Source organism: Pseudoalteromonas sp. NS-SX12 (assembly GCF_057367955.1).
The window spans coordinates 2,950,816-2,977,257 of the sequence record NZ_CM170634.1 but is presented as its reverse complement, the minus strand read 5'-3'; the positions used below and the strand labels follow the sequence as shown (position 1 = coordinate 2,977,257).

General features: G+C 41.8%; 26 protein-coding genes. 16 read left to right on the top strand and 10 right to left on the bottom strand.

Features of this window, described 5'->3' with window-relative positions; genetic code table 11:
- Position 1: 1 nt before the first annotated feature.
- Positions 2-2,191 carry a hypothetical protein gene (locus AC2IOM_RS13835; protein ID WP_486358681.1) on the bottom strand — a complete coding sequence of 730 codons (2,190 nt, stop codon included), beginning with the start codon at positions 2,189-2,191 and terminating at the stop codon, positions 2-4.
- A gap of 106 nt (positions 2,192-2,297) precedes the next feature.
- Here AC2IOM_RS13835 and ccmA point away from each other — a divergent pair, with 106 nt between their 5' ends.
- Genes ccmA through AC2IOM_RS13785 form a run of 10 tightly spaced genes read left to right on the top strand, consistent with a single transcriptional unit; the run spans position 2,298 to position 10,054 of the window.
- Positions 2,298-2,918: a cytochrome c biogenesis heme-transporting ATPase CcmA gene (gene ccmA, locus AC2IOM_RS13830; protein WP_010560556.1), complete on the top strand. Its 621-nt coding sequence runs from the start codon at positions 2,298-2,300 to the stop codon at positions 2,916-2,918.
- Positions 2,919-3,605 carry a heme exporter protein CcmB gene (gene ccmB, locus AC2IOM_RS13825; protein WP_010560555.1) on the top strand — a complete coding sequence of 229 codons (687 nt, stop codon included), beginning with the start codon at positions 2,919-2,921 and terminating at the stop codon, positions 3,603-3,605.
- 2 nt (positions 3,606-3,607) lie between these two features.
- Complete coding sequence (locus tag AC2IOM_RS13820; protein WP_010560554.1) at positions 3,608-4,357, top strand: heme ABC transporter permease; 750 nt, start codon at positions 3,608-3,610, stop codon at positions 4,355-4,357.
- Entirely contained in the window at positions 4,347-4,547 is a 201-nt protein-coding gene (ccmD, locus tag AC2IOM_RS13815) for a heme exporter protein CcmD (RefSeq protein ID WP_010560553.1), read from the top strand. Before AC2IOM_RS13820 ends, ccmD begins: the two co-directional genes overlap by 11 nt.
- Positions 4,544-5,026, top strand: coding sequence for a cytochrome c maturation protein CcmE (ccmE, locus tag AC2IOM_RS13810; RefSeq protein ID WP_100913031.1), 483 nt, complete (start codon positions 4,544-4,546; stop codon positions 5,024-5,026). The genes ccmD and ccmE overlap by 4 nt, the downstream gene beginning before the upstream one ends.
- Before the next feature lie 2 nt (positions 5,027-5,028).
- Entirely contained in the window at positions 5,029-6,990 is a 1,962-nt protein-coding gene (locus AC2IOM_RS13805) for a heme lyase CcmF/NrfE family subunit (protein ID WP_486358680.1), read from the top strand.
- Positions 6,987-7,556: a redoxin family protein gene (locus AC2IOM_RS13800; protein ID WP_486358679.1), complete on the top strand. Its 570-nt coding sequence runs from the start codon at positions 6,987-6,989 to the stop codon at positions 7,554-7,556. Before AC2IOM_RS13805 ends, AC2IOM_RS13800 begins: the two co-directional genes overlap by 4 nt.
- Positions 7,556-8,014: a cytochrome c-type biogenesis protein gene (locus tag AC2IOM_RS13795; protein ID WP_054978333.1), complete on the top strand. Its 459-nt coding sequence runs from the start codon at positions 7,556-7,558 to the stop codon at positions 8,012-8,014. Before AC2IOM_RS13800 ends, AC2IOM_RS13795 begins: the two co-directional genes overlap by 1 nt.
- Positions 8,011-9,270, top strand: a complete 1,260-nt coding sequence (ccmI, locus tag AC2IOM_RS13790; RefSeq protein ID WP_486358678.1) for a c-type cytochrome biogenesis protein CcmI — start codon at positions 8,011-8,013, stop codon at positions 9,268-9,270. Before AC2IOM_RS13795 ends, ccmI begins: the two co-directional genes overlap by 4 nt.
- Before the next feature lie 19 nt (positions 9,271-9,289).
- Positions 9,290-10,054, top strand: coding sequence for an MlaA family lipoprotein (locus tag AC2IOM_RS13785; protein ID WP_486358677.1), 765 nt, complete (start codon positions 9,290-9,292; stop codon positions 10,052-10,054).
- Positions 10,055-10,137: 83 nt separating this feature from the next.
- Here the strand turns inward: AC2IOM_RS13785 and AC2IOM_RS13780 are convergent, their stop codons facing one another.
- Positions 10,138-11,361, bottom strand: a complete 1,224-nt coding sequence (locus tag AC2IOM_RS13780; RefSeq protein ID WP_010560546.1) for an EAL and HDOD domain-containing protein — start codon at positions 11,359-11,361, stop codon at positions 10,138-10,140.
- 248 nt (positions 11,362-11,609) lie between these two features.
- Here AC2IOM_RS13780 and putP point away from each other — a divergent pair, with 248 nt between their 5' ends.
- From putP to AC2IOM_RS13765, 3 genes are all read left to right on the top strand, one after another.
- Entirely contained in the window at positions 11,610-13,094 is a 1,485-nt protein-coding gene (gene putP, locus AC2IOM_RS13775; RefSeq protein ID WP_105170677.1) for a sodium/proline symporter PutP, read from the top strand.
- A gap of 40 nt (positions 13,095-13,134) precedes the next feature.
- Complete coding sequence (locus tag AC2IOM_RS13770; protein ID WP_486358676.1) at positions 13,135-14,739, top strand: mechanosensitive ion channel family protein; 1,605 nt, start codon at positions 13,135-13,137, stop codon at positions 14,737-14,739.
- 421 nt (positions 14,740-15,160) lie between these two features.
- Positions 15,161-17,440 carry a TonB-dependent receptor gene (locus AC2IOM_RS13765; protein WP_010560543.1) on the top strand — a complete coding sequence of 760 codons (2,280 nt, stop codon included), beginning with the start codon at positions 15,161-15,163 and terminating at the stop codon, positions 17,438-17,440.
- Positions 17,441-17,476: 36 nt separating this feature from the next.
- Here AC2IOM_RS13765 and AC2IOM_RS13760 read toward each other — a convergent pair whose 3' ends face one another.
- Both AC2IOM_RS13760 and AC2IOM_RS13755 read right to left on the bottom strand, forming a co-directional pair.
- Positions 17,477-17,872, bottom strand: coding sequence for a hypothetical protein (locus AC2IOM_RS13760; protein WP_486358675.1), 396 nt, complete (start codon positions 17,870-17,872; stop codon positions 17,477-17,479).
- 188 nt (positions 17,873-18,060) lie between these two features.
- Entirely contained in the window at positions 18,061-18,930 is an 870-nt protein-coding gene (locus AC2IOM_RS13755; protein ID WP_486358674.1) for a hypothetical protein, read from the bottom strand.
- A 605-nt stretch (positions 18,931-19,535) separates the two neighbouring features.
- Between AC2IOM_RS13755 and AC2IOM_RS13750 the strand changes: the two genes are divergently transcribed.
- Genes AC2IOM_RS13750 through AC2IOM_RS13740 form a run of 3 tightly spaced genes read left to right on the top strand, consistent with a single transcriptional unit; the run spans position 19,536 to position 21,369 of the window.
- The gene (locus AC2IOM_RS13750) at positions 19,536-19,835 is read left to right on the top strand and encodes a hypothetical protein (RefSeq protein WP_105170673.1); all 300 of its coding nucleotides are present in this window, start codon (positions 19,536-19,538) and stop codon (positions 19,833-19,835) included.
- Positions 19,836-19,839: 4 nt separating this feature from the next.
- Entirely contained in the window at positions 19,840-20,496 is a 657-nt protein-coding gene (locus AC2IOM_RS13745) for an HAD family hydrolase (RefSeq protein ID WP_105170672.1), read from the top strand.
- 48 nt (positions 20,497-20,544) lie between these two features.
- On the top strand, positions 20,545-21,369 hold the full coding sequence (locus tag AC2IOM_RS13740) for a DNA ligase (RefSeq protein WP_486358673.1): 825 nt from the start codon (positions 20,545-20,547) through the stop codon (positions 21,367-21,369).
- Between the two features lies 1 nt (position 21,370).
- Here AC2IOM_RS13740 and AC2IOM_RS13735 read toward each other — a convergent pair whose 3' ends face one another.
- The 6 genes from AC2IOM_RS13735 to AC2IOM_RS13710 all read right to left on the bottom strand — a co-directional run bounded on the left by AC2IOM_RS13735 (position 21,371) and on the right by AC2IOM_RS13710 (position 26,286).
- Positions 21,371-21,829, bottom strand: a complete 459-nt coding sequence (locus tag AC2IOM_RS13735) for a methylglyoxal synthase (protein WP_054978344.1) — start codon at positions 21,827-21,829, stop codon at positions 21,371-21,373.
- A gap of 11 nt (positions 21,830-21,840) precedes the next feature.
- Positions 21,841-22,476 (bottom strand): LysE family translocator, encoded by a 636-nt coding sequence (locus AC2IOM_RS13730; RefSeq protein ID WP_486358672.1) that lies wholly within the window; start codon positions 22,474-22,476, stop codon positions 21,841-21,843.
- 12 nt (positions 22,477-22,488) lie between these two features.
- Positions 22,489-23,646 carry a multidrug effflux MFS transporter gene (locus AC2IOM_RS13725; protein ID WP_486358671.1) on the bottom strand — a complete coding sequence of 386 codons (1,158 nt, stop codon included), beginning with the start codon at positions 23,644-23,646 and terminating at the stop codon, positions 22,489-22,491.
- 377 nt (positions 23,647-24,023) lie between these two features.
- Positions 24,024-24,671, bottom strand: coding sequence for a peptidylprolyl isomerase (locus AC2IOM_RS13720; RefSeq protein ID WP_105170668.1), 648 nt, complete (start codon positions 24,669-24,671; stop codon positions 24,024-24,026).
- Positions 24,672-25,061 carry a bactofilin family protein gene (locus tag AC2IOM_RS13715; protein ID WP_010560534.1) on the bottom strand — a complete coding sequence of 130 codons (390 nt, stop codon included), beginning with the start codon at positions 25,059-25,061 and terminating at the stop codon, positions 24,672-24,674.
- Entirely contained in the window at positions 25,048-26,286 is a 1,239-nt protein-coding gene (locus AC2IOM_RS13710) for a peptidoglycan DD-metalloendopeptidase family protein (RefSeq protein ID WP_486358670.1), read from the bottom strand. The genes AC2IOM_RS13715 and AC2IOM_RS13710 overlap by 14 nt, the downstream gene beginning before the upstream one ends.
- Positions 26,287-26,442 lie beyond the last annotated feature (156 nt).

The window sequence follows — 26,442 nt, the reverse complement described above, 5'->3', positions numbered from 1 at the left end:
ATCACACCTTAATGTTAACTATGCCGGAGCGTGTTGACAGTGATTGTTGTTCTGATACATGAAATTCGCTTTGTGTTACTTCAATACCGTGTTGCGTCAGTTTTTGTTGTAATAAAGGCGCTCGGGTTTTTGCTTTCTCAATCAATCGCGTATGTGATGAGTTAAAACTCAGAGATAACTGCTTTTTAATAAGCTCTGCACCAATATTTAAAATTGAATTTTCTACTTCAAACGCTAAATTAATACGCCATACAGATACCAATTCGCCGTTTTTCGTTTTTCGTTTTTCTTCTTCAATTGAAATAGGTGCTGTGGCTAGTTTTTCATTTTGTTGCATGGGTATTGAAAACTGCATATTGACTTGTTGTTGTTCGGTACTACTCGTTTGTTGTGATGTGCTGCTGGCATTTCCTTGCAACCCTTTTTGTAGCGCGCTAAGACTGTCTGTCATATTTTTTTGTAGTAATGCTGGCAGCGCTAACTGGCCTTTTAGGGATTTACTGTCTTTTTTATTTGTTAGCCCTTTCGACAGTCCAAGTAAAATGGGCAGTAAATTTTCAAGTTTGCCTTGCAGCTCATGATTGAGCGTTGCTTGTTGTAAAACGCCGTTGCTTGCAAGAGAAATTTTGGCGTGTTCCATCGCGCCAAAAGGCGTTTGCAATGTATCAGTTTGGGTATTTTGCAGTGGTGCTACTACCGATTTCAATTGCAGTACAGTTTGTGGCACCGCTGTGCCTTCGCTGATTATTCGTGTAAACGCTTGATTTACTAATCGGGCTAATGGTTCAGGCAATTTTGGCTCTGACGCAAGTTTACTAATTTGCTGGGTCAAAATGCTGAGTGGATTTTGTTTTGCTGTAGCCTCTAGTTTGGCAGTAAGCTCACTAAGGTTCGATTTTATATTAATTGCACTTTGATTGGGCGCAACAACTGGAACTTGTAGACTCGCGCTTGGCTTAAGCGAGGGAGTGGTGACAAGAGGGCGAGCGTAAATCGGTGCTTTTTGAATTGGCGCTTCGCTTTGAATAGGCGATGTAGGAAGTTTTTCAGTGCCGCTTTTTATCTCCAACTTAGGTAAGGTAACATCTACTTTTGTATTTGGGCTTGTTGCAGTCACTTGTATGTTGATACTGCCTTGCGCGGCATGTTTAATCGTGACTTCTCGTCCTGATAATAACGAGCGAATACTTGCCATAATGGGTTCAAGTAGCGGTTTAGCAACACTTGCTTTTAACGATGTAAGTTGATTAATGACGGGTAGCTGATGGCTTTGTGGCTTAGGTGCAGCAATAAAGTCTTGCGCCTTTAGCTGTTTAGTATCTGATTGAACTAATTTAATCGCCATTTCAAGCTTTGGCACCGCTAGCACCGCCTTATCACCTAAATTTTTTAAATTCGGCTTGAGTATCTGATTTGATACGAGGTGATTTTCTAACGGCAATTGAACGGCATTTTGGTTAATTTTAATCGCTGGGGCTTTGGCGGTATCAAGTTGTAGCGGTGCATTTTGCAGCTTAATCAAATCAATTACTTTTTTCATCGACAAAGGTTGGGTTAGCACCGGTTGGCTGTGTTTGTCGAGTTTTACACTAAAGCTAAACTTCTCTTGTTTAGTCGCTATTTCAATTATTGCGGGTTGATTGTGCTTCACTAAACTGACTAAGTTTTTTGGTAAATCACTGGTGATAGCGGCTTTTTGCGATTCAACCGCAAGTAAATTGGGTTGATTGACAATGTGAGCTGGTAATTTGAGCGTAGGCTGTGCACTGATATCGTTTGTGGCGAGTTTAAGAAGCTGAAAAACCACGTTGTTTGGTAACTTAATTTCATGCTTTGGCAGAGAGACTAACAAGTCAGTTAGCGAGGTGCTTAATGTTACCTGTGCCTTATCTGTTTGTAACTGTATTGTTTGATTAGGAATAATTAGCTCAATAAGCTTTGGTGTTAGTTGAGGTAAATTAAACGACAGCTTATTTTTACTAATATCAACATTGCTAACATTGAGTGTTTCGTTTAGCAGTGCAGTGAGCAATTTTTGACTTGTTTTTGTGGGTAAATTTAACTGCTGCATTAACTGTTGCAATTGTTTTACTTGGTCTTGCTGTGTGGGGCTTAATTGCGATAACGCGCTTTGCTCTGTATCAACAGTGGCGCTACTAACAACATTTAGCAAAGATTGAATATCGGTCATCTGTTTTAAATCAAGCTATTGCCAATTTCTCTTGTCGAGGAGATTACGTTTTACAATACCATTATGTTAGACTAATGCCCAATTTTAGGTCGAGAGATGATTAAACTTGTTAAAAGTAGATTCAATTTGCTGCATTCGGCAAGATAGATGTTTGTTTGAAGATCTCTCTTTTGAATTACATCAAGGGCAAATTGTCCAGTTAGAAGGGCAAAATGGTGCGGGTAAAACCTCGCTACTACGTATTCTAGCGGGATTTGTGCGTGCTGAATCAGGCAAGGTTTTGTGGCAAGGTCAAGACATTGCCAAAGATAATTTGCAATTTGCAAGTGATACGCTTTATATTGGTCACAAAACTGGGGTAAATGGTCAATTAACTGCAGTTGAAAATCTTGCCTTCTGGCTTGAAACCCATGGCTTAGAAACACAACAAGATTTACATGATGTATTAGCGCAACTTGGATTAGTAGGCCTTGAAGATGTGCCAGTACGTTTACTCTCGGCTGGGCAACAACGTCGTGTTGCACTGGCACGCCTTTGGCTTAATAAAGCAACGCTCTGGATGCTCGATGAACCTTTCACTGCGGTGGATAAAAAAGGTGTGGTGCTATTGCAGCAGCAATTCAAAAAACATTTGGCACAAGGTGGCGCGATTATTTTAACTAGCCACCAAGACCTAACAGAGCACTTCCCCGAACTGTCGCGCTTAGTATTGGAGTACCGTTTCTAAATGAAAACTCACGATTCTTACTGGCGCTTATTTTCAAGTATCTATAAAAAAGATCTCACGTTGGCATTTCGTCAGCGCTCAGAAATTATCAATCCTGTTTTGTTTTTTATTATTGTGATCACCTTATTTCCGTTAGGGGTTGGTCCTGAGCCTAATCTATTAGCGCGTATGGCACCAGGAATCATTTGGGTAGCTGCATTGCTCTCTACCATGCTAGGTTTAGATAAAATGTTCCGCGATGATTACGTGGATGGTACGTTAGAGCAAATGATGTTGAGTCCATTTCCAACATCATTGACTGTGTTAGCTAAGGTTACTGCACATTGGACGGTTACTGGGTTACCTTTGGTGCTAATGACACCCATGTTCGCCTTATTACTTAATTTAGAAAGCGAAGCGTTAACAGCGACCTTGTTAACGCTACTGATTGGTACGCCGTTGTTAAGCCTAATCGGGGCGATAGGTGCGGCGTTAACTGTGGGATTACAAAAAGGCGGCGTACTGCTTAGCTTGTTGGTATTGCCTTTGTATATTCCGGTACTAATTTTTGCGACATCTGCGATCGACGCAGGCTCTATGTCGCTTGACTACTCGGGTCAACTAGCCATATTAGGGGCGCTGCTTGCTGGTGCAAGTGTTTTAGCGCCATTTGCCGTTTCATCATCTTTAAAAGTGAGTGTAAGTTAGTTATGTGGAAGTGGTTACATCCATATGCGAAAGCAGAAAAAGCGTATCAAGTATGCAATACCTTGATGCCGTACTTTGCCGTCGTTGCCGTAATTGGTTTGATTGTGGGTTGGACTTGGGGTCTTGCGTATGCGCCAGCTGACTATCAACAAAAAGACAGTTATCGAATTATCTTTATTCATGTTCCTTCCGCCATATTGTCAATGGGGGCTTACACCTCAATGGCAATTACCGCATTTATTGCCATGGTGTGGCAGATCCGAAATGCTGAATTGGCCGTAATTGCTATTGCACCAGTGGGTGCAGCAGTCGCAGCAATTGCATTAATCACAGGTGCTGCATGGGGTAAACCTATGTGGGGCACTTGGTGGGTATGGGATGCGCGCTTAACCACTATGCTGATTTTATTGTTTTTGTATGTTGGTGTGATTGCGCTTTATCACGCTTTTGAAGATAAAGGTGCGGCAGGTCGTGCATCATGTATCTTAGCCATGGTTGGTGTGGTTAATGTGCCGATTATTCATTACTCAGTTGAGTGGTGGAACACCTTGCACCAAGGTTCAACCATTACCAAGTTTGATGGTTCAGCAATTGATAGCAGCATGCTATATCCATTGCTTATTAATATTTTGGCATTCGCATGCTTAATGGCTGTTATCGTGCTAATGCGTTTAAAAAATGAAATTTTAGAAAGAGAAAAGCACCGCCCCTGGGTGCGTAATTTAGTGAGTGGAGGTAAAAATGCAGTTTAACTCGCTTTCAGAATTTTTCGCTATGGGTGGCTATGGCTTTTATGTCTGGCTCTCATATGGGGCATGTGCAGTGATTTTATTAGGTATTTTTATATCAAGTAAGCGCACTCACGGCAAAATTTTAGAAGATGTAAAATCGCAAATTGCGCGCGAAGCTCGTATTAAAAAGGCGAAGGAGCAGGGGCTGTGAATCCAAGACGTAAAAAACGAATGTTTACCATTATTGCGGTGCTTTTGGGTATTGGCTCGGCAATAGGCTTAACGCTTTACGCGTTGCAAGAAAACATCAATTTATTTTATACCCCATCAGAGCTAATTGAGGGTAAAGGGCCAAATAAAGAAAAACCATTTATCGGTCAAAAGCTACGCATTGGCGGTATGGTTGTGCCGGGTTCAGTAGTACGTAACGAAGAATCGTTAGATGTTGAATTTAAACTGATTGATACCGGTCCTTTAGTAACGATCCGTTACCACGGTATTCTTCCAGACTTATTCCGTGAAGGGCAGGGTATTGTGGCACAGGGCGTGCTAATTGAGCCTAATGTAATTGAAGCGTTTGAAGTACTGGCTAAGCACGATGAAGAGTATATGCCGGCTGATGTTGCAGAAGCTGTTAAGGGCATTAAACACGAAAAACCAAAATATAACCTAAATAACGGCGGTTACTAATTATGATTGCTGAATTAGGTTATTTATCGTTAACGCTGGCGTTAGCGTTTGCGATATTACTCAGTGTTTATCCTATGTATGGTGCTGTGAAAGGTAATTTACGCCTAATGCAAAGCGCACCATCGTTTGCCTTAGCGCAGTTTATTTTTACGGCGATTTCTTTCGCTATTTTAATTTACGTTACCTTAATCGATGACTTTACCGTGGCATATGTCGCAAGTCACAGCAGTACTAAGTTGCCTTGGTATTATAAAGTTACCTCTACCTGGGGTGGTCACGAAGGTGCCGTATTACTTTGGGTATTAATGCAAACTGGTTGGACGGCGATTGTCGCATTTGCGTCTAAATCATTGCCGTGGCAATTGCGCGCGCGCGTACTGTCGATTTTAGGCTTCTTAGGCCTTGGCTTCATTCTTTATACGCTGCTAATGTCGAGCCCATTCGAACGTTTACTGCCTTACTATCCAATTGAAGGGCATGATTTAAATCCATTGTTACAAGACCCGGGCATGATTATTCATCCACCATTACTGTATATGGGTTATGTAGGTTTATCGGTGTCGTTCGCATTTGCGATTGCGGCGCTGTTAATGGGTAAGTTAGATAATACCTGGGCAAAATGGTCACGTCCTTGGACTATGGCCGCGTGGTTGTTCCTGACACTTGGTATTACGATTGGTTCTTGGTGGGCCTATGCCGAGCTTGGTTGGGGCGGCTGGTGGTTCTGGGATCCAGTTGAAAATGCATCACTAATGCCATGGCTTGTAGCAACTGCACTTATCCACTCACTCGCGGTAACTGAAAAACGCGGCGTATTTAAGTCGTGGACGGTATTACTTGCGATTGCTGCGTTCTCGTTAACACTGCTTGGCACCTTTATTGTGCGCTCGGGTATTATTGTATCGGTACACGCCTTTACCACTGATCCGGGTCGTGGTTCGTTTATTCTGTCGTTCCTTGCCATTGTTGTAGGCGGTAGCTTACTGCTTTATGCATTAAGAGCAGGTACGGTCGAATCTACTTCTCGTTATAAGTTTTTCTCTCGTGAAGTAGCGCTGTGGCTCAACAACTTATTATTGTGTGTAGCAATGCTCATTGTACTGCTTGGCACTTTATTGCCTATGGTGCACAAAGAGCTTGGAATGGGCACAATTTCAATTGGTGTACCTTTCTTTAATCAAATGTTCTTCTACTTGTTAATGCCGTTCTCACTACTATTAGGCTTAGGGCCTATGCTGCGCTGGAAACAAAATAAGTTTTCTCATGTAATGAAAAAGCTGGTTGGCGCACTCGTTGTGACAGCTGTCGTTACTTTTGCATGGCTTTATTCAAGTTATGAAAATGTGTCGACTACCACCTTGGTTGGTGTTTTCTTTGCCCTTTGGGTTTGTTTAACCGTGGCGATTGATTTGTTTGAAAAGTTAAGCAAAGAAGGCATGTCACTGACAAAATTGGGTAACAGTTTTTGGGCGATGCATACTGCTCACTTAGGCTTTGCGTTTGTGGTGCTCGGTGTCACGCTAACGTCAGCTTACTCGGTAGAGAAACAAGTAAAAGTTAACCCTGGTGAACAAGTTCAACTTAATGATTACAGCTATCGTTTTGACGGTGTAAAAGCCATTGTCGGCCCTAATTATAAAGGTCATGCTGGCGTTGTAACTGTCTTTAAAGATAACCAAAAAGTAACCGAGCTTTACGCCGAAAAACGTCAATACGATGTAGGCATGCAAGTAATGACTGAAGCGGCCATCGATGCCAAGTTAAGTCGTGATTTATACCTTGCGTTAGGTGAGCAGCTTAGTAACGGTGCATGGGCGTTACGTATTTATGAAAAACCGTTTGTGCGCTGGATGTGGCTTGGCGGTATTTTAATGTCGCTTGCTGGCGTATTTATGATGCTTGATAAGCGCTATCGTCGTAAAACGGCGGCATCTAAGGCAACCATTAAAGGGGCGATTGCATGAAAAACAAAACTTTAATGTTAGTGCCGTTTATTATTTTTGCTGTGCTGTGTGTTTTTTTACTGAAAGGTTTATTTGGTAATCCAAAGGAAATTGAAACTGGGCGTATAGGGCACACTATGCCAGCGTTCAGTTTGCCGGATCTAATGGATGAGAAAAAGCGCTGGAGCGATATAGATTTACTTGGCGAAGTGTACTTATTAAATGTGTGGGGGACTTGGTGCCCAACGTGTTTAATTGAATTACCTTATCTGACTAAATTGCGCGGACAAGGCATAAAAATTATCGGTTTGTATTACGAGCAAAACTATGACCCAGACTTCGGTGATGTGTTTGATTTACCTGCATTGCAAAGTGAAGTAAAGGGTATGTTGGCGCGCACAGGTGACCCGTATCAATTTAACATTCTCGATCTTAATCGCACACTGGCGTTAGATTTAGGTGTTTCGGGTGCGCCAGAGCACTTCCTAGTAGATAAAAACGGTAAGATAATTTTACATCACACCGGTGATATTAATGAACGAGTATGGCGTGCCAAGTTTGCACCTAAGTTATTAGAGCTCCAGTAATGAAGAATTTTTTAATGGTTTTATTAACGGTATTTGCTGCGCAGCTATTTGCCGCCGAGAACCAATATCAATTTAATAGCGCAGAAGAAGAGCAATTATTTCGCCAATTAACGGCTGAATTACGTTGCCCAAAATGTCAAAACCAAAATATTGCAGACTCAGATGCAGTGGTTGCCAAAGACTTACGTGATAAAGTGCTTCAGTTAGTACAAGAGGGTAATACTAAAGATCAAGTAGTTGACTATATGATTGATCGCTATGGCTATTTTGTTCACTACAAGCCGCCAGTGACACCGTTAACACTGCTTCTTTGGGTGTTACCACTTGGCTTTGTGTTGCTTGGTTTTGTGCTAATTCTTTTTAAGCAGAAGAAACAAGCGCAAAGTCGTTCAACGTGGACAGATGCAGATGAACAAAAACTGTCGAAACTGATTGCTAAGTATAAGGAAGTAGCATGATCACGTCATTTTATATCTATGCTGCTGCGTTAATTGTATTTGGTTTATTGTTCGTCGTTTTTCCATTTATTCGTAAAGAAAAAGCGGTAAAAACGAGCCCTAATGCAAACGCACTTCGTATTTCAGATTATGAGTCGCGTCTTGATGAATTAAAACAAGAAGTTGATACCGGTAAACTGAGTGACGATGCCTATAACACTGCAGTAATTGAGCAAAAGCAAGCTTTATTACAAGAGCTTGCGCCTGAGCAACAATTAAGCCAGCGCGGTAACCGTTCGGTTATTGCGCTCACGGCAAGTATGTTTACGCTAACATTCTGCGCGGTGTTTTATTTAATGACAGGCAGCTTTAACTTACTTACTCAGTGGCAGCAAGCGAAAGATAACTTACCAGAGCTCGGCAAGCGTGCGGTATTGCAGCAGGGCGAACCTTTATCTAATAATGAGATGCAACAGCTGGCGTTAGGTCTGCGCACTAAATTAGCCGAGCAGGGCGATGACGAGATGGCTTGGTTGTTACTTGGCCGTATTATGCTTATGCTAAATGATTTTGAAGCAGCAAATATGTCGTTTGATAAAGCGCTTGCGATGAACCCAAAAAGCGTAAATGCGCTAGTTAGTAAGGCACAAGTGCTGATGCTTGAAGGTTCAGAAAGTTCGATGAATCAAGCAGCGAAGGCGGTTTCTCAAGTATTAAAGTTAGAACCAAGCAATACTGACGCACTCTCAATGCTAGCATTAATTGCTTATGAGCGTGGTGATTGGCAACAGTCACTGGCTGCGTTTGAGCTTATTCTGGGACGCATGTCGACAACTAACCCGAGCTACGCAATGTTGTCAGCACGCGTTGAAGAGTTAAAAACGAAAGTTGCTGAGCAATCTAACACTTCTAAACAAAATTCACTTGGACAAGGGCGCTCAGTCGCGGTAAATATTACGTTATCAGATGAACTGAAAGACAAATTACCGCGTAATGGTGTGTTATTTGTATTTGCAAAAGCCGAAAGCGGTCCTCCAATGCCGTTAGCTGTTGTGAAAAAATCACAATGGCAATTACCGCTGCAAGTAACGTTATCAGAAAGTGATGCGATGGTTGCGGGCATGAGCTTTGCTGAGTTTAAGCGCGTTAAAGTGGTAGCGCGTGTGAGTAATGACGATAAAGTTGATACGCAAGCTGGCGAACTTGAAGGACAGACCAAAGGTTTTGATATCGAGCAAGTCAATCAAGTTGAATTAACAATTGATACATTACTTTAAGTTTTAATAGGGATACTGAGTGCTTAATCAAAAAATCCAGTCTGTGTTTAGCCTGTTAGCGGCAGTTATTGTACTACTGCTAACGGGTTGCGCACAGGTGCCACCAGAAAAAGACGATCCTCGAGATCCGTTGCAATCGATGAACCGTCCGATTTATGACTTTAATATGGATGTGTTGGATGCGTACGTATTGCGCCCAGCTGCGGTAGGTTACAGCAAGGTAACGCCTCAGCCTGTGCGTAATGGTTTAGTTAATGCAACGAATAATCTCGATGCGCCGATTGATGCAACAAACTCGTTGCTGCAGGGTAAAGTTTCAAATTCGGGCGTTAGCGTTGCACGCTTTTTAGTGAACTCGACTGTGGGTATTTTTGGTATTTTTGATGTTGCCTCAGAGATTGGTTTGGTTGAAGAGCCGGAAGACTTTGGTCAAACACTCGGTGTATGGGGAGCAGGCGATGGACCTTATTTAATGTTTCCTGCTTACGGGCCAAGTACGGCGAGAAATATCTCTGGTGATGTGATGGATGCGTTTGTATTGCCAAGTATCTCGCTTGGTACACCCGCTACAATTGGTAAGTGGGTGATTAAAGTTTTAGAGGCGCGTGCATCGCTTATTCCTCAGGAGGCTTTGCTGAACGAATCACTCGATCCATATTTGTTTATGAAAGATATTTATCTTCAGCGTCAGCTTTACGAACTGCATGATGGTAATCCACCTTTACCAAAAGTCGAAAAGACCGAAGAGGAAACTGCTAATGACGATTTCTTCGAGAATTTGTAAAGTGCTAAACTATTTCGCTTAAGACATAAAAAAACCGACTTAATTGTCGGTTTTTTTATGTGCAAAATAGATTGTCTTTGAGCTTAGTTACTCATTGCTTCCATTTGTAAATTAGCCCACTGCAATGCATCGTGGTATGCAGTTGGAATATCATCTGCATTTAAGTTCAGTTTGGTTTGAATCTCATTGGCTTCTTGCCATTTTGCTTGTTCATATGCTTCAACCAAACCAAGGTAGTCTGCTAAACGGCCTTCACGCTTTAGAATGGCAAGTTTAATCTCTTCAGAGAGCGGTAGTTTTTCTAAAATGGCGTCCATAGACTGATCTAAAATACCGTCGATAAGCGACAACATGCCAGTTAAAAACGCTTTAGATGATTCTTGGAACTGACCTGATTGTTCAGATAATTGCTCAGCGAACTTCGCGCGCGTTAAGCAAAGTCGCATTAGTTCAGGTGGCTTATCTGAAGCAACTTGTGCTGTGAACAGCACTGATAAGAAACGTTTTAGCTCTTCTACACCCAGTACAACCAACGCTTGCTTAATGGTGCTGATTTCTGCGCGACGCTTAAATGCCGCTGAATTTGAATAACGTAATAACTTGTACGATAAGTTAACATCACGCTCAAATACTTCGGTTACTTTCTTTAAGTCCATATCTGGGCTTGATGTTTGGTAAAGAAGCTCAGCCAATGTCATTTCGTTTGGCGCTAGTGCACGGCTTTGTACCACTTCTGGTTTAGCAAAGAAGAATCCTTGGAAGTAATCAAATCCAAGTTCCATTGCTTTTTCAAATTGCTCAGGAGTTTCTACTTTTTCTGCGAGAAATTTGATGCTTGGGAAGTCTTTGGTTTGAGCAATGATTTCTTGTATTTGCTCAAGCGAGGTGTCAAGCCAGTCAATTTTGATAATATCGACGAAAGGGTAAAAGTGACGCCATACAGGGGCATGTTTGTAGTCGTCTAACGCTATCGTATAGCCCATTTCTTTGAGTTCTTTTACGGCGGCTAATAGGCGTTTACCCGGTTGTACGGTTTCAAGTATTTCAACAACCACTTCTTTTGTCTCAAGGGTTTTTGCATACCCTTTAAGTAGCGTCTCAAGAGTGAAATTGATAAACGCAGGCTTATCGCCTGTCATATCCTCTAAACCAAGGCTTAATTGGCTACCTTCAATTAAACGTGATGTTGCTTCGTCTTCGTTTATATTAGGAAATACATTTTCTAAACTGTCTCTGAAAAGTAGTTCGTAGCCAATTAGCTTCTTTTCTCGGTTTAGAATAGGCTGTCTCGCTGCATAAAAATACATAAAAGCAGAGGTCCTGTATGTTGTCTTTAGAATTTTTTATGACTTGAATATAGGATAATTGAGTGTGCATTTCACCTGTTTTTGGTTATTTTTTCCTAGGTGAACAAATTTGACGCACTATCAGTTGCATTAATCGCAAGAAATAAACAAATCAAAGTAATGTTTTGATATAGTGAAATATTATGACAGCTCGTATTTGATGTGAAAATGCGAATAAAGTACTAAGTTTAGTACCTAGGAGAGATAACTTGGAATTCGGCACAATTTTTTCGTTAGCCTTATATTTTATCGTGATGTTAGGCATTGGTTTTTATGCCTATAAAAAGTCAACGAGTGACGTATCAGGCTACATGCTCGGCGGTAGAAATTTAAGCCCAAGTGTAACGGCATTATCGGCGGGCGCATCCGATATGAGTGGCTGGATGCTAATGGGTCTGCCAGGTGCAATGTACTTGTCGGGACTCAGTAGTGCATGGATTGGCATTGGTTTGATTATTGGTGCGTATCTTAACTATCTGATTGTTGCACCGCGTTTGCGTAGTTATACCGAATTGGCAAATGACTCAATTACGCTTCCTGATTTTTTCGAAAACCGATTTAACGATGATAAGCGCGTGCTACGCGTTATCTCATCAATTGTAATTATTGTATTTTTCACACTTTACACCTCATCTGGTGTGGTTGCAGGCGGCAAGCTGTTTGAATCAAGTTTTGGCTTAAGCTACGAGTTAGGTCTGTATGTAACTGCTGGCGTTGTTGTTGTGTACACTTTGTTTGGTGGGTTTTTGGCGGTTAGCCTGACTGACTTTGTACAAGGTTGCATTATGTTTTTAGCCTTAGTGTTAGTGCCGTTTGTGGTATTAAGTGAAGTTGGCGGATTATCTAATGCGGTGGCAACGGTAGAACAAATTAACCCAAGTTTACTCAGTTTTGCGTCGGGTGTTTCTGTACTGGGTGTTATTTCTGCGATGGCATGGGGTTTAGGTTATTTTGGACAACCACATATTATTGTGCGCTTTATGGCCATTCGCTCAGTTAAAGATTTACCGACGGCGCGTCGTATTGGCATGAGTTGGATGATTGTGTCACTTATCGGTGCATTAGCGACAGGGTTTGTTGGTGTTGTGTATGTCAATCAAACGGGTACTGAATTAAAAGATGCTGAGACCATCTTTATTTTATTATCGCAAGTATTGTTCCATCCATTAATTGCAGGCTTTTTATTAGCGGCAATTCTAGCTGCGATTATGAGTACGATTTCATCACAGCTGTTGGTAACGTCTAGTTCGCTTACAGAAGACATTTACAAAGCGTTCTTTAATCAACAAGCGTCACAAAAGACGTTAGTAACGGTAGGCCGTATTTCAGTGCTTGCAGTCGCGTTACTTGCTATTTTCCTCGCTTATGACCGTGACAGTTCAATTTTAAGTTTAGTAAGTAATGCTTGGGCTGGCTTTGGTGCGGCGTTTGGACCGGTTGTTATACTTAGTTTGTATTGGTCACGTATGACTAAGCAGGGCGCGCTTGCGGGTATTATTTCGGGTGCGGTGACAGTATTACTGTGGATTTATTTACCAATTAGTGTAAATGGTGATAGCTTAAGTAGCTTAATGTACGAGATCGTACCTGGCTTTATTATTGCTACTTTGGCGATTGTGATTGTCAGTCGTCTTACTGACGAACCAAGTGACGAGCAAGTAGCTTTATTTAATAAGGCAAAAAGCCACAGTTAATCGCTAAAATAAACTCAAATGTGAATAGGGAATGTAGCACATGAAACACACAATCTGGCACAGTTTGCTTTTGGGTTTATTCCTGTTTTTCGGCGTTGCGTTAGCGCAGCCGAAAAACGAAGTAACCGTTAAAGATTTGCTTGAACAAGAAAACGTTGAGCAAACTCATTCACAAGACAAGTCACTTAATACCTTTATCGGCTGGGATATGCTCGGTCGCGAAACACCACGCGGCAGCATGCAAGGTTTTTTAACCGCCGCACGTCAATCAGATTATGAGCAGGCTGCAAATTACCTCGATTTTCGCAATCTACCATTTAAGGTAGAAGAGACACATAAAGCTGAAATCGCCCGCCAACTCCATGTCAGTTTAGACCGTGCGCTGTGGGTTGATATTGATGGCTTGTCGAACGATCCATTGGGCACCTTGCCTGAAAATGTACCTGACTATCGCGATTTAGTTGGCACCATAGATACACCCGAAGGCAAAGTTGCTGTGTTGCTGCAACGAGTTCCGTTTAACGATAATCGAATTTGGAAAATCTCAAATGCAACGGTGGCAAAAACCCCGTTGCTCGATAAGTACTACGGCTACAGTGAGTTAGGTGAATGGCTATCGATGAATTTGCCAAGTTATCGCTTTATGGGGGTGATGTTATGGCAATGGCTTTATTTTTCGGTAACCTTGCTGCTTTATGTTGTGCTTGCCTCAGTGGGCTTTTGGCTTTTAATCCGTGTTACCCGTTTTGCCAATCTTAAAGTCGCTAATTATATACAGTTTCTTTATGGCCCATTAAGCTTTTTGACTGCCACGATTCTAGCGCGCAATTACGCAGATACCTCGAATGTAACTTTTGCGGTAAAAGCCGTTGCTGAAGCGTCGACATTGTCTATTTTTGCGTGGTTGTGGTTTTTATGGCGCATTGCCGATTTGTTCAAACAAAAGTATTCAGAAAAACTGATTGCCGAGGGAAAAGATCATGCAACCTACTTACTAAGGCCTGCAGGCAATGTCGTTAAGTCATTATTGGTGATTGCAGCTGCCTTAATTTGGCTTGAGAATTTAGGCTTCAGTGCCACTACTATTATGGCTGGTTTAGGAATTGGCGGTTTGGCTGTTGCACTTGCGGCGCAAAAATCGGTCGAGAACTTAATAGGGGCGATCACTCTCTATTCATCAACGCCCGTTAAAGTGGGGAACTTATGCCGTATTGGCCAGTTTATTGGCACAGTTGAAGAAATTGGCTTACGCGCCACTCGCGTGCGTACTATCGAACGTACAGTGGTGTACATTGCCAACGCTAAGTTTATTGATATGGAAATTGAAAACTTTTCGGAACGTGAAAAAATGGCGTTTCGCCCTAAATTATTGCTTGCGATGCCAGAGTCAAACAGCCAGTTGGAGCAGTTTAATGTGGCGCTAAAGGCCTTGTTAGATAACCACGAGTTGATAGATGAAAATCCGTGTCGTGTTTATTTTAAAGGGTTTAGCCCGTTTGCCGTTGAATTGTACGTGCTGTCGTATATTGCTACCACAAACTTCGAAACCTACTTGCAAGTTAGTGATGAAATTCACTTTCAAATTATGGCATTGTTGCATCAACATCAACTTACTTTGGCATCACCGGAGTTACTCTCAGTATAGAGATGTAAATTTCTTGTAACTGCTGTGCGGCCATTTGTCCTTTCTTTAAATGTACTTTTTTAGAGTATTTTGCAAAAAATGCTGCTAAAAGATGCAAAAAAGTGCATTTAAACTATATTTCATATTCGATCTGTTGAAACTTTTCAAGGATATATGTCCTTTTTAAACGGTGGCAATTTGTATTATTTTTGCCGCAAATGGATACGGGTGTAAACAACATGTTAACCGAAAGGCTGGCTGTTGCGGCGATGTTCAACCCGCAGTATTAAGTACTCGTATTGATGGGTCCGCGTTAAACACGTGTAAAGTTGAACTTCGCCATTCACTTTAAAAGGATACAAGCATGATTATGACTGTCTCAAGACAACTGAGTTCAGCTAATCAAACGTTTTATTTTGAGTGCACAAGGTTTTAAACCACCATGAAATATCTACAAAAGTCAAAGCTAGCTAAATTAATTCAAGGCTCGTTATTCTCATCATTAGTTTTATCAGGTGCTGCGGTTGCACAGGGTGAAGAAGCAGGCGCTGAATCTGCACAATTAGAAGTGATTCAAGTAACTGCTCGTAAACGTGTTGAGAACGCGCAAGAAGTGCCTGTTGCGGTTTCTGCGCTACAAGGCGATAACCTAGACGCATACAGTTCTGCTGGTATGGATATCCGTTTTATGAACGCGAAAATCCCAAGCTTATCAGTTGAATCTTCTTTTGGTCGTACTTTCCCACGTTTTTACGTGCGCGGTTTAGGTAACACCGATTTCGATCTGAATGCATCACAGCCAGTATCGTTAGTGGTAGACGACGTTGTACAAGAAAGCCCTATTTTAAAAGGTTTTCCGGTATTTGATGTTGAGCGTGTAGAAGTACTTCGTGGTCCTCAAGGTACATTATTCGGCCGTAACACGCCTGCAGGTCTTGTAAAGTTTGACTCAGTTAAGCCGTCGCAAGAATTTGAAGGTTACGGTGCATTATCTTACAGCACATTTAATTCAGTAGATTTTGAGGGTGCTGTAGGCGGTGGTTTAACCGATAACCTTTCAGCTCGTGTTTCAGTGCTTAAGCAAACGCGTGATGATTATATTGATAACCGTGCGCCAAATAACTTCATCAATGATGTAACCGGTGGTTACGATGAGCAAGCGGCACGTATTCAATTTTTATATGAAGCAGGTGATTTCACTGCGTTACTAAATTACCACACGCGTGATTTAGATGGTAAACCAATTGTTTTCCATGCAAATGCAATTGAAAAAGGCACAAACAAGCCTGTTGCAGGTTTTGATCCTGAAGTGATTTACCAAGACTCAGTACAATTTGCTACACAGCAAGTTGAGTCACAAGGTTCAAGCCTTAAATTAGAGTATGATTTTGAAGATCACACGCTAACGTCAATCACTGGTTGGGAAAGCGCTGAGATTTACTCACGTGCAGACGTTGATGGTGGTTATGGTTGTGGTAACGACTTTGTATTCGGTTGTCCAACACCTGAAATGGGCCCTGGCTTCATTTTCCTTGCATCAGAAAGTGCTGACGCAATCCCATCACACGACCAGATTTCACAAGAAATTCGTTTAGCAAGTAACTTTGCTGGTGATTTTAATTACCAAGTGGGTGCGTACTACTACAACGAAGAACAAACAATTGAAACCTTTGGTTTTGATGGTTTAGGTGGCGACTTCAACTGGGGTTATGTATTCCAAGAGCAAGATACAACGGCTTGGGCTGTATTTGCTTCTGCTGATTACCACGTTTCAGACAAGTTAAAAGTGAGCGGTGGTCTTCGCTATTCAGATGACAAGCGTGATTTTAGAGCGGTACGTCTTGTAACTCCGGGCGATTTCAACAATATCGACCTAGAAAAATCTGCTAACCCAGAAGATTCACACGTATCATGGGACTTAAGTGCAGCTTACAAGCTTACTGATGATGTAAACCTATTCGCACGTGCAGCAAACAGCTTCCGTGCACCAAGTGTTCAAGGTCGTATCTTATTTGGTGACGAAGTAACTGTAGCTGACTCTGAAACTATCAACTCAATTGAGTTTGGTGTTAAATCAGATGTATTAGATGGCCGTGGCCGTGTAAACGCGACAACGTATTACTTCCAGATGGATGACCAGCAAGTAACAGCAGTAGGTGGTTCTGCAAACTTTAACCGTTTACTTAACGCTGATAAAACAGTTGGTTACGGTTTAGAGTTAGATTCAGAGTGGATTTTAACTGATGAGCTATTCGCGACATTCAACATCAGCTACAACAAAACTGAATTACAAGACAACTCACTGTTCTTGCAAGGCTGCTTTAACTGTACAATTACAGACCCATTTGTTGAAGGTAAAGGCTATAGCTTAGACGGCAACAGCTTACCGCATTCACCAGAGTGGATCTCTAACTTCACACTACGCTACAGCAAAGAAATTGGCGACGGTGAGTTCTTCGCATACACTGATTGGTCTTACCGCAGTGCAATTGACTTCTTCCTATATGAGTCAGTTGAATTTGAAGGCGAAGCATTACTTGAAGGCGGTATTCGCTCAGGTTACCTGTGGGAAGCTGGCGACAATGAATACGAAGTATCTGCATTTGTTAGAAATATTACTGATGAGCAAGTATTCATTGGTGGTGTAGACTTCTCAAACAATGCCGCTATGGTAAACCAACCTCGTATTATGGGTGTTGAGTTTAAGGTGTCATTTTTCTAAACACCTGTTTATTTAGATTTCATAGCAAAAAGCCCATCAATTGATGGGCTTTTTTTCGTTTAGCGATTGATAAAAAACACCTTGAGAGGTTTTGTTAGGTATTGGACCGTGGAAAATATTTTTTTTCGACGCATTATCCTCTTCGGTTATGTAGACTACCCAATAGTGACCATGACTTGTATTTGGTAAAAAAATGTGTGCAGCTCCTATAAGTGTTTGCTTAAGATAAAATGCATTACGAGCTAATAGATGATCTGCATGAGGTGCAGACTCTTTAAAACTTTTCCAAGCTAATTTAGGTGATTTTTGTCCACCTGCTAATGCCTCTACTTGATTGGCATTACCAATACCGTAATAAGGGGGCAGTTCAACACCTTGATCACGTAATCTACCATTAGCTCGACCATGAAAAATAAACTCGGTTTTAGCCATTTCATGCACTTTCTCAATAGCTGCCGTTAACTAGCCTCTTATCACATCTTAATTTGGTACGTTGTTGTTCATGGTCTCTTATAATGAGATCGACTAAGTGCTGAGAGTATTTATTATTGGCGCATTGAGTATCGTATTCATTCGCATAAATTGAAGCTGTAACTAGGGTTGTATTTAGAATTAGTACTTTAAGAATCAGATGCATTTAGTATTTTCCAGTTTGAAGTGAGAGGGTGATTAATACCCACCGCTAAATAAGCGCTCGTTATTTTATTTTCGCGGTGAAGTTGCTCAAGCCCTTTATTTAATGCGTCTGCAATATGTTGATAATTAGGAAATTGAGTTGATATTGCGAAATGGCGGCTATCCCACAGTACCGCTTTTACATTTGGAATAGGCGTTAACTGCTCAAAGCTTAAATCATCATCATTTACGCGGAAATGCAGCAAGGTAAAATCGGCAATTTCACTTTTAACAAGGCGCTTCATATTTGGAAATGATTCGATATGTGCCAGCTTGATTGGGTTTAACTGATTAATTGCCTGCCAGTCAGCACTCCAAAAGCGATTTGAGATTGCGGTTAAGCGCGATATGTCCTCTTTATTTTGCGCTTTTAATGCACGCTCGTTATTTACTGACGTATATAAACCAACATCGTATTCACCATTGCGAATAACCGCTTGGCTCGAGCGTAATGTAGTGGCATGACTTGTAATATCAGAAAGCCATAGCGTGTCGGCGCTTAATGCGTATTTTCCGCTTTTGAGCAGTTCGATATTGCGGCCATATACCGAATTATCAAAATATACTAAACGACACTGGCATTTGCCCAAGTGCAATGCTTGGTTGAGCAGAATAACATCAACTAAATCGCGCCCCTGCGGTAAATTTGAAAAATCTGAAATAGTCAGAATATCGGTCTGTTTACTTAAGCGTTGTAAGTGTAGTTTGACGTCTTCAGCGATTAAAACGGGTACATCAATAAGTTCTGTTGATTTAGCGATAGATTGAACACTAAACAAGAATATCAGCAATATAACTACTTTTTGCAACCACATACTTTCTACACTAAATTGCTTATTTATTCACTATACAAACAGTTTGCGCATATTTATGCAAGCTTTAAGCAGTTGGATGCTGCGAACTTTATGTTTATTTCGTTACTAGTATCGCGTTTTATTTATTTTGGGCGACCAAACGAGGGTCTGTTGACCTTTCAAGTTCGTTTTTGCAGCAGTTTGATTGGGTTTTATACAAGGCAGAGGCTGCGTGGCATAGTTATTCTATGTGAGCCAGCCGATAACACAGTAGAAAAGCCAATCAAGCGCTGCCGAACGGTTCTTTTGAGCGCACTTTTCTCATTGTTGCCTACATGGATGTAGGTAAGGGGCGAGAGCAGGACGCGTAAGCTTTGCTCGATATTCGCTTAGATTACTAGGCCACACATCGAGCGCCGCGATAAAAGTACGCTCAAACAGAACAAAAATAGAACAGCAAAGATCAACAGACCCTAGATTAATTCAGCTTTACAAGCGAAACATTTCGTTTGCTTCATATAAGGTTAAATAGAGGCCAGCATAAATAGCTGTTCGCAGCACATTAGCTATCCATATCTGAGGTGAAATATGCTACAGTCAGCGCGCGTTAACTAGAGGAAAATATTATGTCTGCATTTTGGAATTATCGCGTTATTGAGTGCCCAAGTGATGAAGGTACATTGTTTCAAGTACATGTTGTTGAATACAATATTAATGGTAAAGCAGTTAATTGGTCTGAAACGGCTGAAGGTTCGTTTGGTACAAGCCTAACGGGCTTAGCAGAAGATATTGAGCGTCAAAAACAGGCGTTAGAAAAGCCTGTGCTCACCGTAAAGCGCTTAGCACGTGGTTATGAATTGGTAGAAGTGGAAAGTGGCGACGTGGCAAGTTCGCCAGTGCCAGAGTCACTGCAAGAGCAAGGCTAAGCCAATGTCGTTAAGTGCAATTTATTTTGACTTAGATGGTACATTGGTTGATTCCGAGCATTTGCATGCCGTTAGTTGGAACAAGGTACTTGCGATGTTTGATTTACATTTTAGTGAGACTGAGTTTTGCCAGCAGTTTGCTGGTAAACCAACGCTTGAAGCGGCAAAAGTGCTTGTTGAAGAGCACCAGCTGGGTTTATCCGCATCGGCATTAGCAAAGAAGAAACACATTGTATTCGCTGAGATATCTAAATTGCATTTACCCGCATTATTACCAGGTGCAAAAGCGTTGCTAGCGTGGTGCCGGGAGCAGGGACTAAAGGTTGCGTTAGTGACCGGGAGTGCAAAAGAAGAAGCGCATTCTATTTTGACAGGACATGATCTTGCAAAGTACTTTGATGTGATTTTCACACGCGATGATGTTGAACAGCCAAAACCACATCCAGAGCCTTATTTAAGGGCAATCGCGCATTTTTCATTAACAGCAAGTTCAGGGCTTGCGGTTGAAGATACCGTAACCGGCTCTAGCAGTGCCAAATCGGCTGAACTATACACTGTTGTAGTGCCTAATAAATACAGCCTAAGCGCTGACTTTTCACACGCTGATAGTCGCTGTTCATCGTTACTTGATGTGCAGGCACTTATTGCCAGCAAACTTTAAATTTTAAAGTACACTTTAAAGAGCCGTTGAATTTTCAAGGAGGAAATGATGGCTCTTAAAATTACTCTATTCTTAATCTTCTCACTTGTTACATCTGCTGCTTACTGTGTCGAAGTGCAGCTTGCCAAATCTTATCAACAACAGCCCATTAAAAATTACCTAGTGAGCGAAAAGCTTGATGGCGTGCGTGCCATATGGAAAAACAACCAGCTTGTGACGCGAAATGGTAACGTTATTCATGCGCCCACTTGGTTTACTGAACATTGGCCGAGTGAGTGGCTTGATGGTGAATTGTGGAGTAGCCATGGTGATTTTGAGTTTATTGCCAGCACGGTACTCGATATCAAGGCAAATCATCAAGCGTGGCGTAAAATCAGGTTTTATGTATTTGATATGCCGAATCACAGCCAAGTATTTCACCAGCGCTACTTGAATTACAAAATATTGATAGAAGCAACGCCTTCTGACTATTTGGCGGCAATTGAACAGCGTCAATTTACTACTTATCAGGAGTTGGATGCCTACTATCAAGCCCGAATAAATCAAGGCGCCGAAGGCATTATGCTGCATGCAAAAGGTGCTCAGTTTAGCGATGGCCGCAGCGATAATTTACTTAAGCTTAAGCCGTATCAAGATGCTGAAGCAAAGGTAGTGGGTTACAGTCCGGGTAAAGGAAAATACCATGGGTTAGTTGGCGCATTGATTGTTGAGCTGCCAAATGGCCAACAAATCAAACTGGGCAGTGGCTTGTCAGATGTTATGAGACACACACCGCCCGAGATTGGGTCAATGGTGACATATCGTTACAATGGCTTGACGAAGTACGGCAAGCCTCGTTTTGCACGGTTTTTACGTGTTCGGCACTCTGAGTGATTTAATCGAGGCGATCGGCCAAATAATTATGGTAGTCAGGGATTGTGCGATGTATTTGTTGTGACATAAGCTCGCTGGCAATCAGCATATCAGCTGTTGCTTCATTACAGGCAACGGGAATATTCCACACCGCAGCAAGTCGCAATAATGCTTTTACGTCAGGGTCGTGAGGCTGTGAAGCAAGCGGATCCCAAAAGAAAATCAGTAGGTTGACTTCATGCTCGGCGATTTTAGCACCAAGTTGTTGGTCGCCGCCCATAGGACCGCTTAAAAGCTTTTCAACCGCCAGCCCAGTGGTTTTTTCAATTAAGTGGCCAGTAGTACCTGTACCGTATAAATTGTGCTGACTGAGTACATCTTGGTGTTTTTGACACCACAGAGTTAGCGCTGATTTTTTACCATCGTGGGCAACAAGCGCAATGCTTTTTTTGGCAGGGATCGCAGTGGTAATTTGTTCCATGTTTTCACACTTTAAAATACTTCGAACACCAAGCGTAACCCCAATACAACAAAAATACTACCGGCAATGCGATCAATCCATTGCTGCGCGCTTGGGTGATGTTTAAAGTAACCTGCAATCTTGTTCCCGCTTTTTACGTACAACACATCAATAGGGAAAGCCAAAATTGGATACAGCAAGCCAAAAATAAGCAACTGTAACCATACCGGTGTGCTTAGCGAACTGTCGGCGAATTGTGGAATAAAGGCTAAAAAGAAGAGCGCAACTTTTGGGTTAAAAATCTCGGTAAGCATAGCTTGTACGAAGATGTTTTTTTCTTTTTTATTTGTAAGCTCACAATGAATAACCTCTGGTTTTCGTAAGCTATCAATAATGCTGGTGACACCCAAATAGACAAGGTAAAGCGCACCTATAATCAGAACGGTTTGATACGCCACTTGAGACGTTTTTAAAATAACACTGAGACCAGCAACCGCTAATATTGTGTGTATTACACCCGCAGTGGCAAAGCCAAATGCTGTTTGCATGCCAGCGGCTTTGCCTTTAGCAAATGTTTGCGCCATTAAAAATGCATTAGAAGGCCCCGGAGACACCGCTAGTAAAAAGCTTAAGGTGATAAATGACAGCAGCGATTCAAAGTTAATCATTAATTGATGTCTCTAGTTGTACGTTGGTTTTGCCGCGCTTTGATAGCGTTTTAGCGTTAATAAAAAAGGCAGCACACTGAGCAAGTGCAGCGCAATAATAAATGGAATCGCAAGCGGTAGGTATTGGGTTAAGCTAACGATTAATCCAGCGCCGCTCATTTGCATCATGCCAAGTAAGGCTGAGGCTTTGCCTGCTTGCTTTTTAAAAGGCCCTAGCGCGTTACCTGCAGCCGCGCCCATAGCGAATGAATAGCCCATGGAACCGACAAAAATAGCAGCCATAAAACTACTTACATTGGCAAGCGTAAATTGAAATAGTAAAACCAAACACGCAGCGCTAACCATCAACAATAAACCACATAATAAGGCGAGTGATGTAGAGCGCTTGATCAATTGCGGCGCTGTGAAGCTGGCGATAATACTCACTGTGGCATTGATGCTAAACCAGAGCGTAAACTCTTGCTCTGTTAGTCCTTGTTGATTAATTAAGTAGTTAGGCGCCTGTGCGACAAATGCCAAAATAGCGCCCATTGCCAGCATGCAAATGGTGGCATTAAACAAAAACGTTGGGTGTGAAATTATCTGCCAATAAGACAGTTTTTCTTCAGTTTGTTGCTGAGCTGCAATAGCTGGGCGTTTAGGAATCGCAATCAACAACACGATAAATCCGATTGTGGCAAATCCGGCTAAAAAGTAAAAGTTACTTTGCCAGCCAAATTGCAAGGTTAGCCAAGCGCCTAAAATAGGGGCGAGTGCAGGAATAAAGCACACAATACCATTTAAGTAAGAAATTACTTGGGCACTTTTGTTGGCATTGTAATTGTCGCGTACTAACGCAAATGTGCTAACAAATGTTGCTGCGGCACCAATGCCTTGAATGATACGGGCGATAATTAGCACGGTGACGGTATCGGAAAACGCCGCGAGTACTGAGCCAATAAAGTAAGCAAAAACGCCAAATATCGCTATTTTTTGGCGGCCAAAACGGTCGCTTAACGGGCCAAGTAAGAGCTGTCCAAAGCCCACACATAACATGTAAACGGTAATGCTTGATTGAATATTGGTAATTGACGTATCGAGTTTGTCAGCCATCTGAGGCATGGCTGGTAGGTAAAGGTCGATTGCCATTGGGCAAAAGATGACAAGTAGAACGAGGGCGAGTTTTAGCATAATCTCACTACAATTATCAGGGGCGGTGAATTGTATACGTTATGCTTAGAAGATCCAAGCCTTAAGCGTTAGCTCAAGGCTTGTGGTTAGCGCTTGGTTACTAGGGTCTGTTGACCTTTCAAGTTCGTTTTTGCAGCAGTTTGATTGGGTTTTATACAAGGCAGAGGCTGCGTGGCATAGTTATTCTATGTGAGCCAGCCGATAACACAGTAGAAAAGCCAATCAAGCGCTGCCGAACGGTTCTTTTGAGCGCACTTTTCTCATTATTGCTCGATATTCGCTTAGATTACTAGGCCACACATCGAGCGCCGCGATAAAAGCACGCTCAAACAGAACAAAAATAGAACAGCAAAGATCAACAGACCCTAAACGATTTGTTATTCAGTAATAATATGCGCTGATTGGATAATCAGTTGTTGTTTTGGCTTGCCAAAGCGTGTCGCGTTTTCGTTAAACAGATCTAACACTGCTTCATCGCTAACTAGCTTGCCAAATACGGTATGTTTGCCATCTAGGTGTGGGGTTGCGCGAAAAGTAATAAAAAACTGGCTACCGTCGGTATTTGGACCGGCATTGGCCATACTCAATAGGCCTTTTTGATCATGCGATACTAAAGGTTCAAATTCACCGCCGTAACGATACCCTGGGAAACCTTGTCCATTGCCAAGTGGGTCGCCACCTTGCGCCATAAAATCTGTAATAACACGGTGGAATGTCAGTGAATCGTAAAAGCCAAGCTTGGTTAAATAAATTGTACTTGAGGCATGCATCGGCGCTGTTTTATGAAACAGTTCAAATTTCATTTCGCCTAAACTTGTTTTAAGTACCCAGTAGTAGGTTGTGTCTGGTGCAAATTCAAGTTTTGGCGGCAGCGTTAGTTTAGTGCGCCATTTCTCGTCTTGCTTATCGACTTTTTGTTCGCTAATAAATTGCTCAACTTGCTTTACAGCAGGATCTTGAAACCAACATGCAGATAAAATAGCGGCTGATGTAAGCGCGAGTAGGGTATTACGTAATAAAGTCATTTAGGCTGTCTTCTTTTCTTTTTTCGGTTCTTTTTCTTCAGTATTTGTTACTACAGGCTTTGCTGCTTGTGTCATAGAGCCTTGAATTGAAGCGCCTTCTTGAATGCTAATCGTGTCGTGAAAAATATCGCCAACTACATTTGCCGACTGCTCTAGTACTACTTTTTTAGCCTTAATAGTACCTTTAACAGTGCCTTTTACGATTACTTCTTGCGCGTTAATATCGCCTTCTACACGACCGTCATTGCCGATAGTTAGGCTTTGTACATTCACTTCGCCAATGATGCAGCCTTCTAACTGAATTGTACCTGAGTTGTTAATTGTCCCGGAGATTTCAACGTCTGATGAGATAATAGAAGGAAACGAATTTTTTTTCTTATTGGAGAACATTCTCAAATGCCTTAGTTAATTTTAACGGGTTAATATGTTTTTCATTGTGTAAAATTTCATAATGTAAATGGGTGCCTGTACTGCGTCCTGAGTTACCCATTAACCCGATAACTTGGTCCTTTTGTACTTCTTGTCCACGTTTTACGTTAATTTTAGCTAAATGCCCGTAGCGTGTTACGAATCCATTCTTATGTTCAATTTCGATAAATTTACCATAGCCGCCATTGCGACCTGCACGTTTTACTGTGCCATGTGCTGGGGCAAAAATTTCAGTTTTGTGCCAGCCAGCTAAATCAACGCCGCGGTGCATTGCTCTGCGCTTGGTAACAGGGTCGGTACGTAGGCCATAGCTACTTGAAACATAAAATGCTTTAGCCGGCAAACTGGTCGGTAGTAATTCAAGATTACTGCTTAGCTGATTAAGTACTACGATTTTATCTAATAGCGCTTGCTGATCTTTACTTAGTACAGACGCATCAACCGCATTAAATGGACCACCTTGAGCTGTTTCATCTAGCTCTTTGTTAATTAAGGTTGTGTGGTCAACTCCAGCTTTTTCCAATGCTTTTAATAGGCTCTCAGTACGGCCATCGACAACTTGAGCAAGGGTAGTAAACTGAGTATCAAGCAATTGGTTTTCACGCGCGATGTCATTTTCAATGGTTTCTTCGCTAGTGCTGTCATCTTGCGTGTCAGATTCACCTTCACTTTCAGCCTTAGGCTCAGGTTTGCTATCTTGTTTTTTATCTTGCGCTTTTTTAATTACGTCAGCGTCTTCTGGCTTTGTTTCGGTGTCAGATGTTTTCGCTTGTTGCTCTGTTTGAACTGGTTGAACTGGTTGAACAGGAGCATTTTCTTTTTGCGTGGCGTCTTGTTGCGCCTGAAATTCTTCTTGCTGTGCTTCAGGTAATGACTCAAGCATATTGGTCATTAGTTGGGATTTTTCATCAATTTGAGAAATGCGACTTGAAAGTTCGCTGTGTTTTTCACGATAGGATAGGTGTAGCGCATCGAGTTCAGATTGTTTTTGCTCAATGACTTGCTGTTGTTCGGTGATCACGCCATTTAGTTCAACGTATTGATAGCTACCCGCACCAGCAATAATGCACACAGCAAGACCCACGAAAAATAGCATTACTTGCAGCCAACTTGGTAAAGTAAGGTATTTTACGTCACCGTTTTGGCGGATCAGTAACTGTTTATCTGGAAAAAGTGCTTTTAACATTATGAAAACCGACGTAGTTAAATATACTGCCTTTGATTATTATTAATTAGCAGGCAAGTTAACCGGTACAAGATACCAACATACTGCAAAAAATCCAGAAAAATTTTTGAAATACGACTTAAGAGGGAGTATTAGGTGGCAATTTGCTTGCCACCT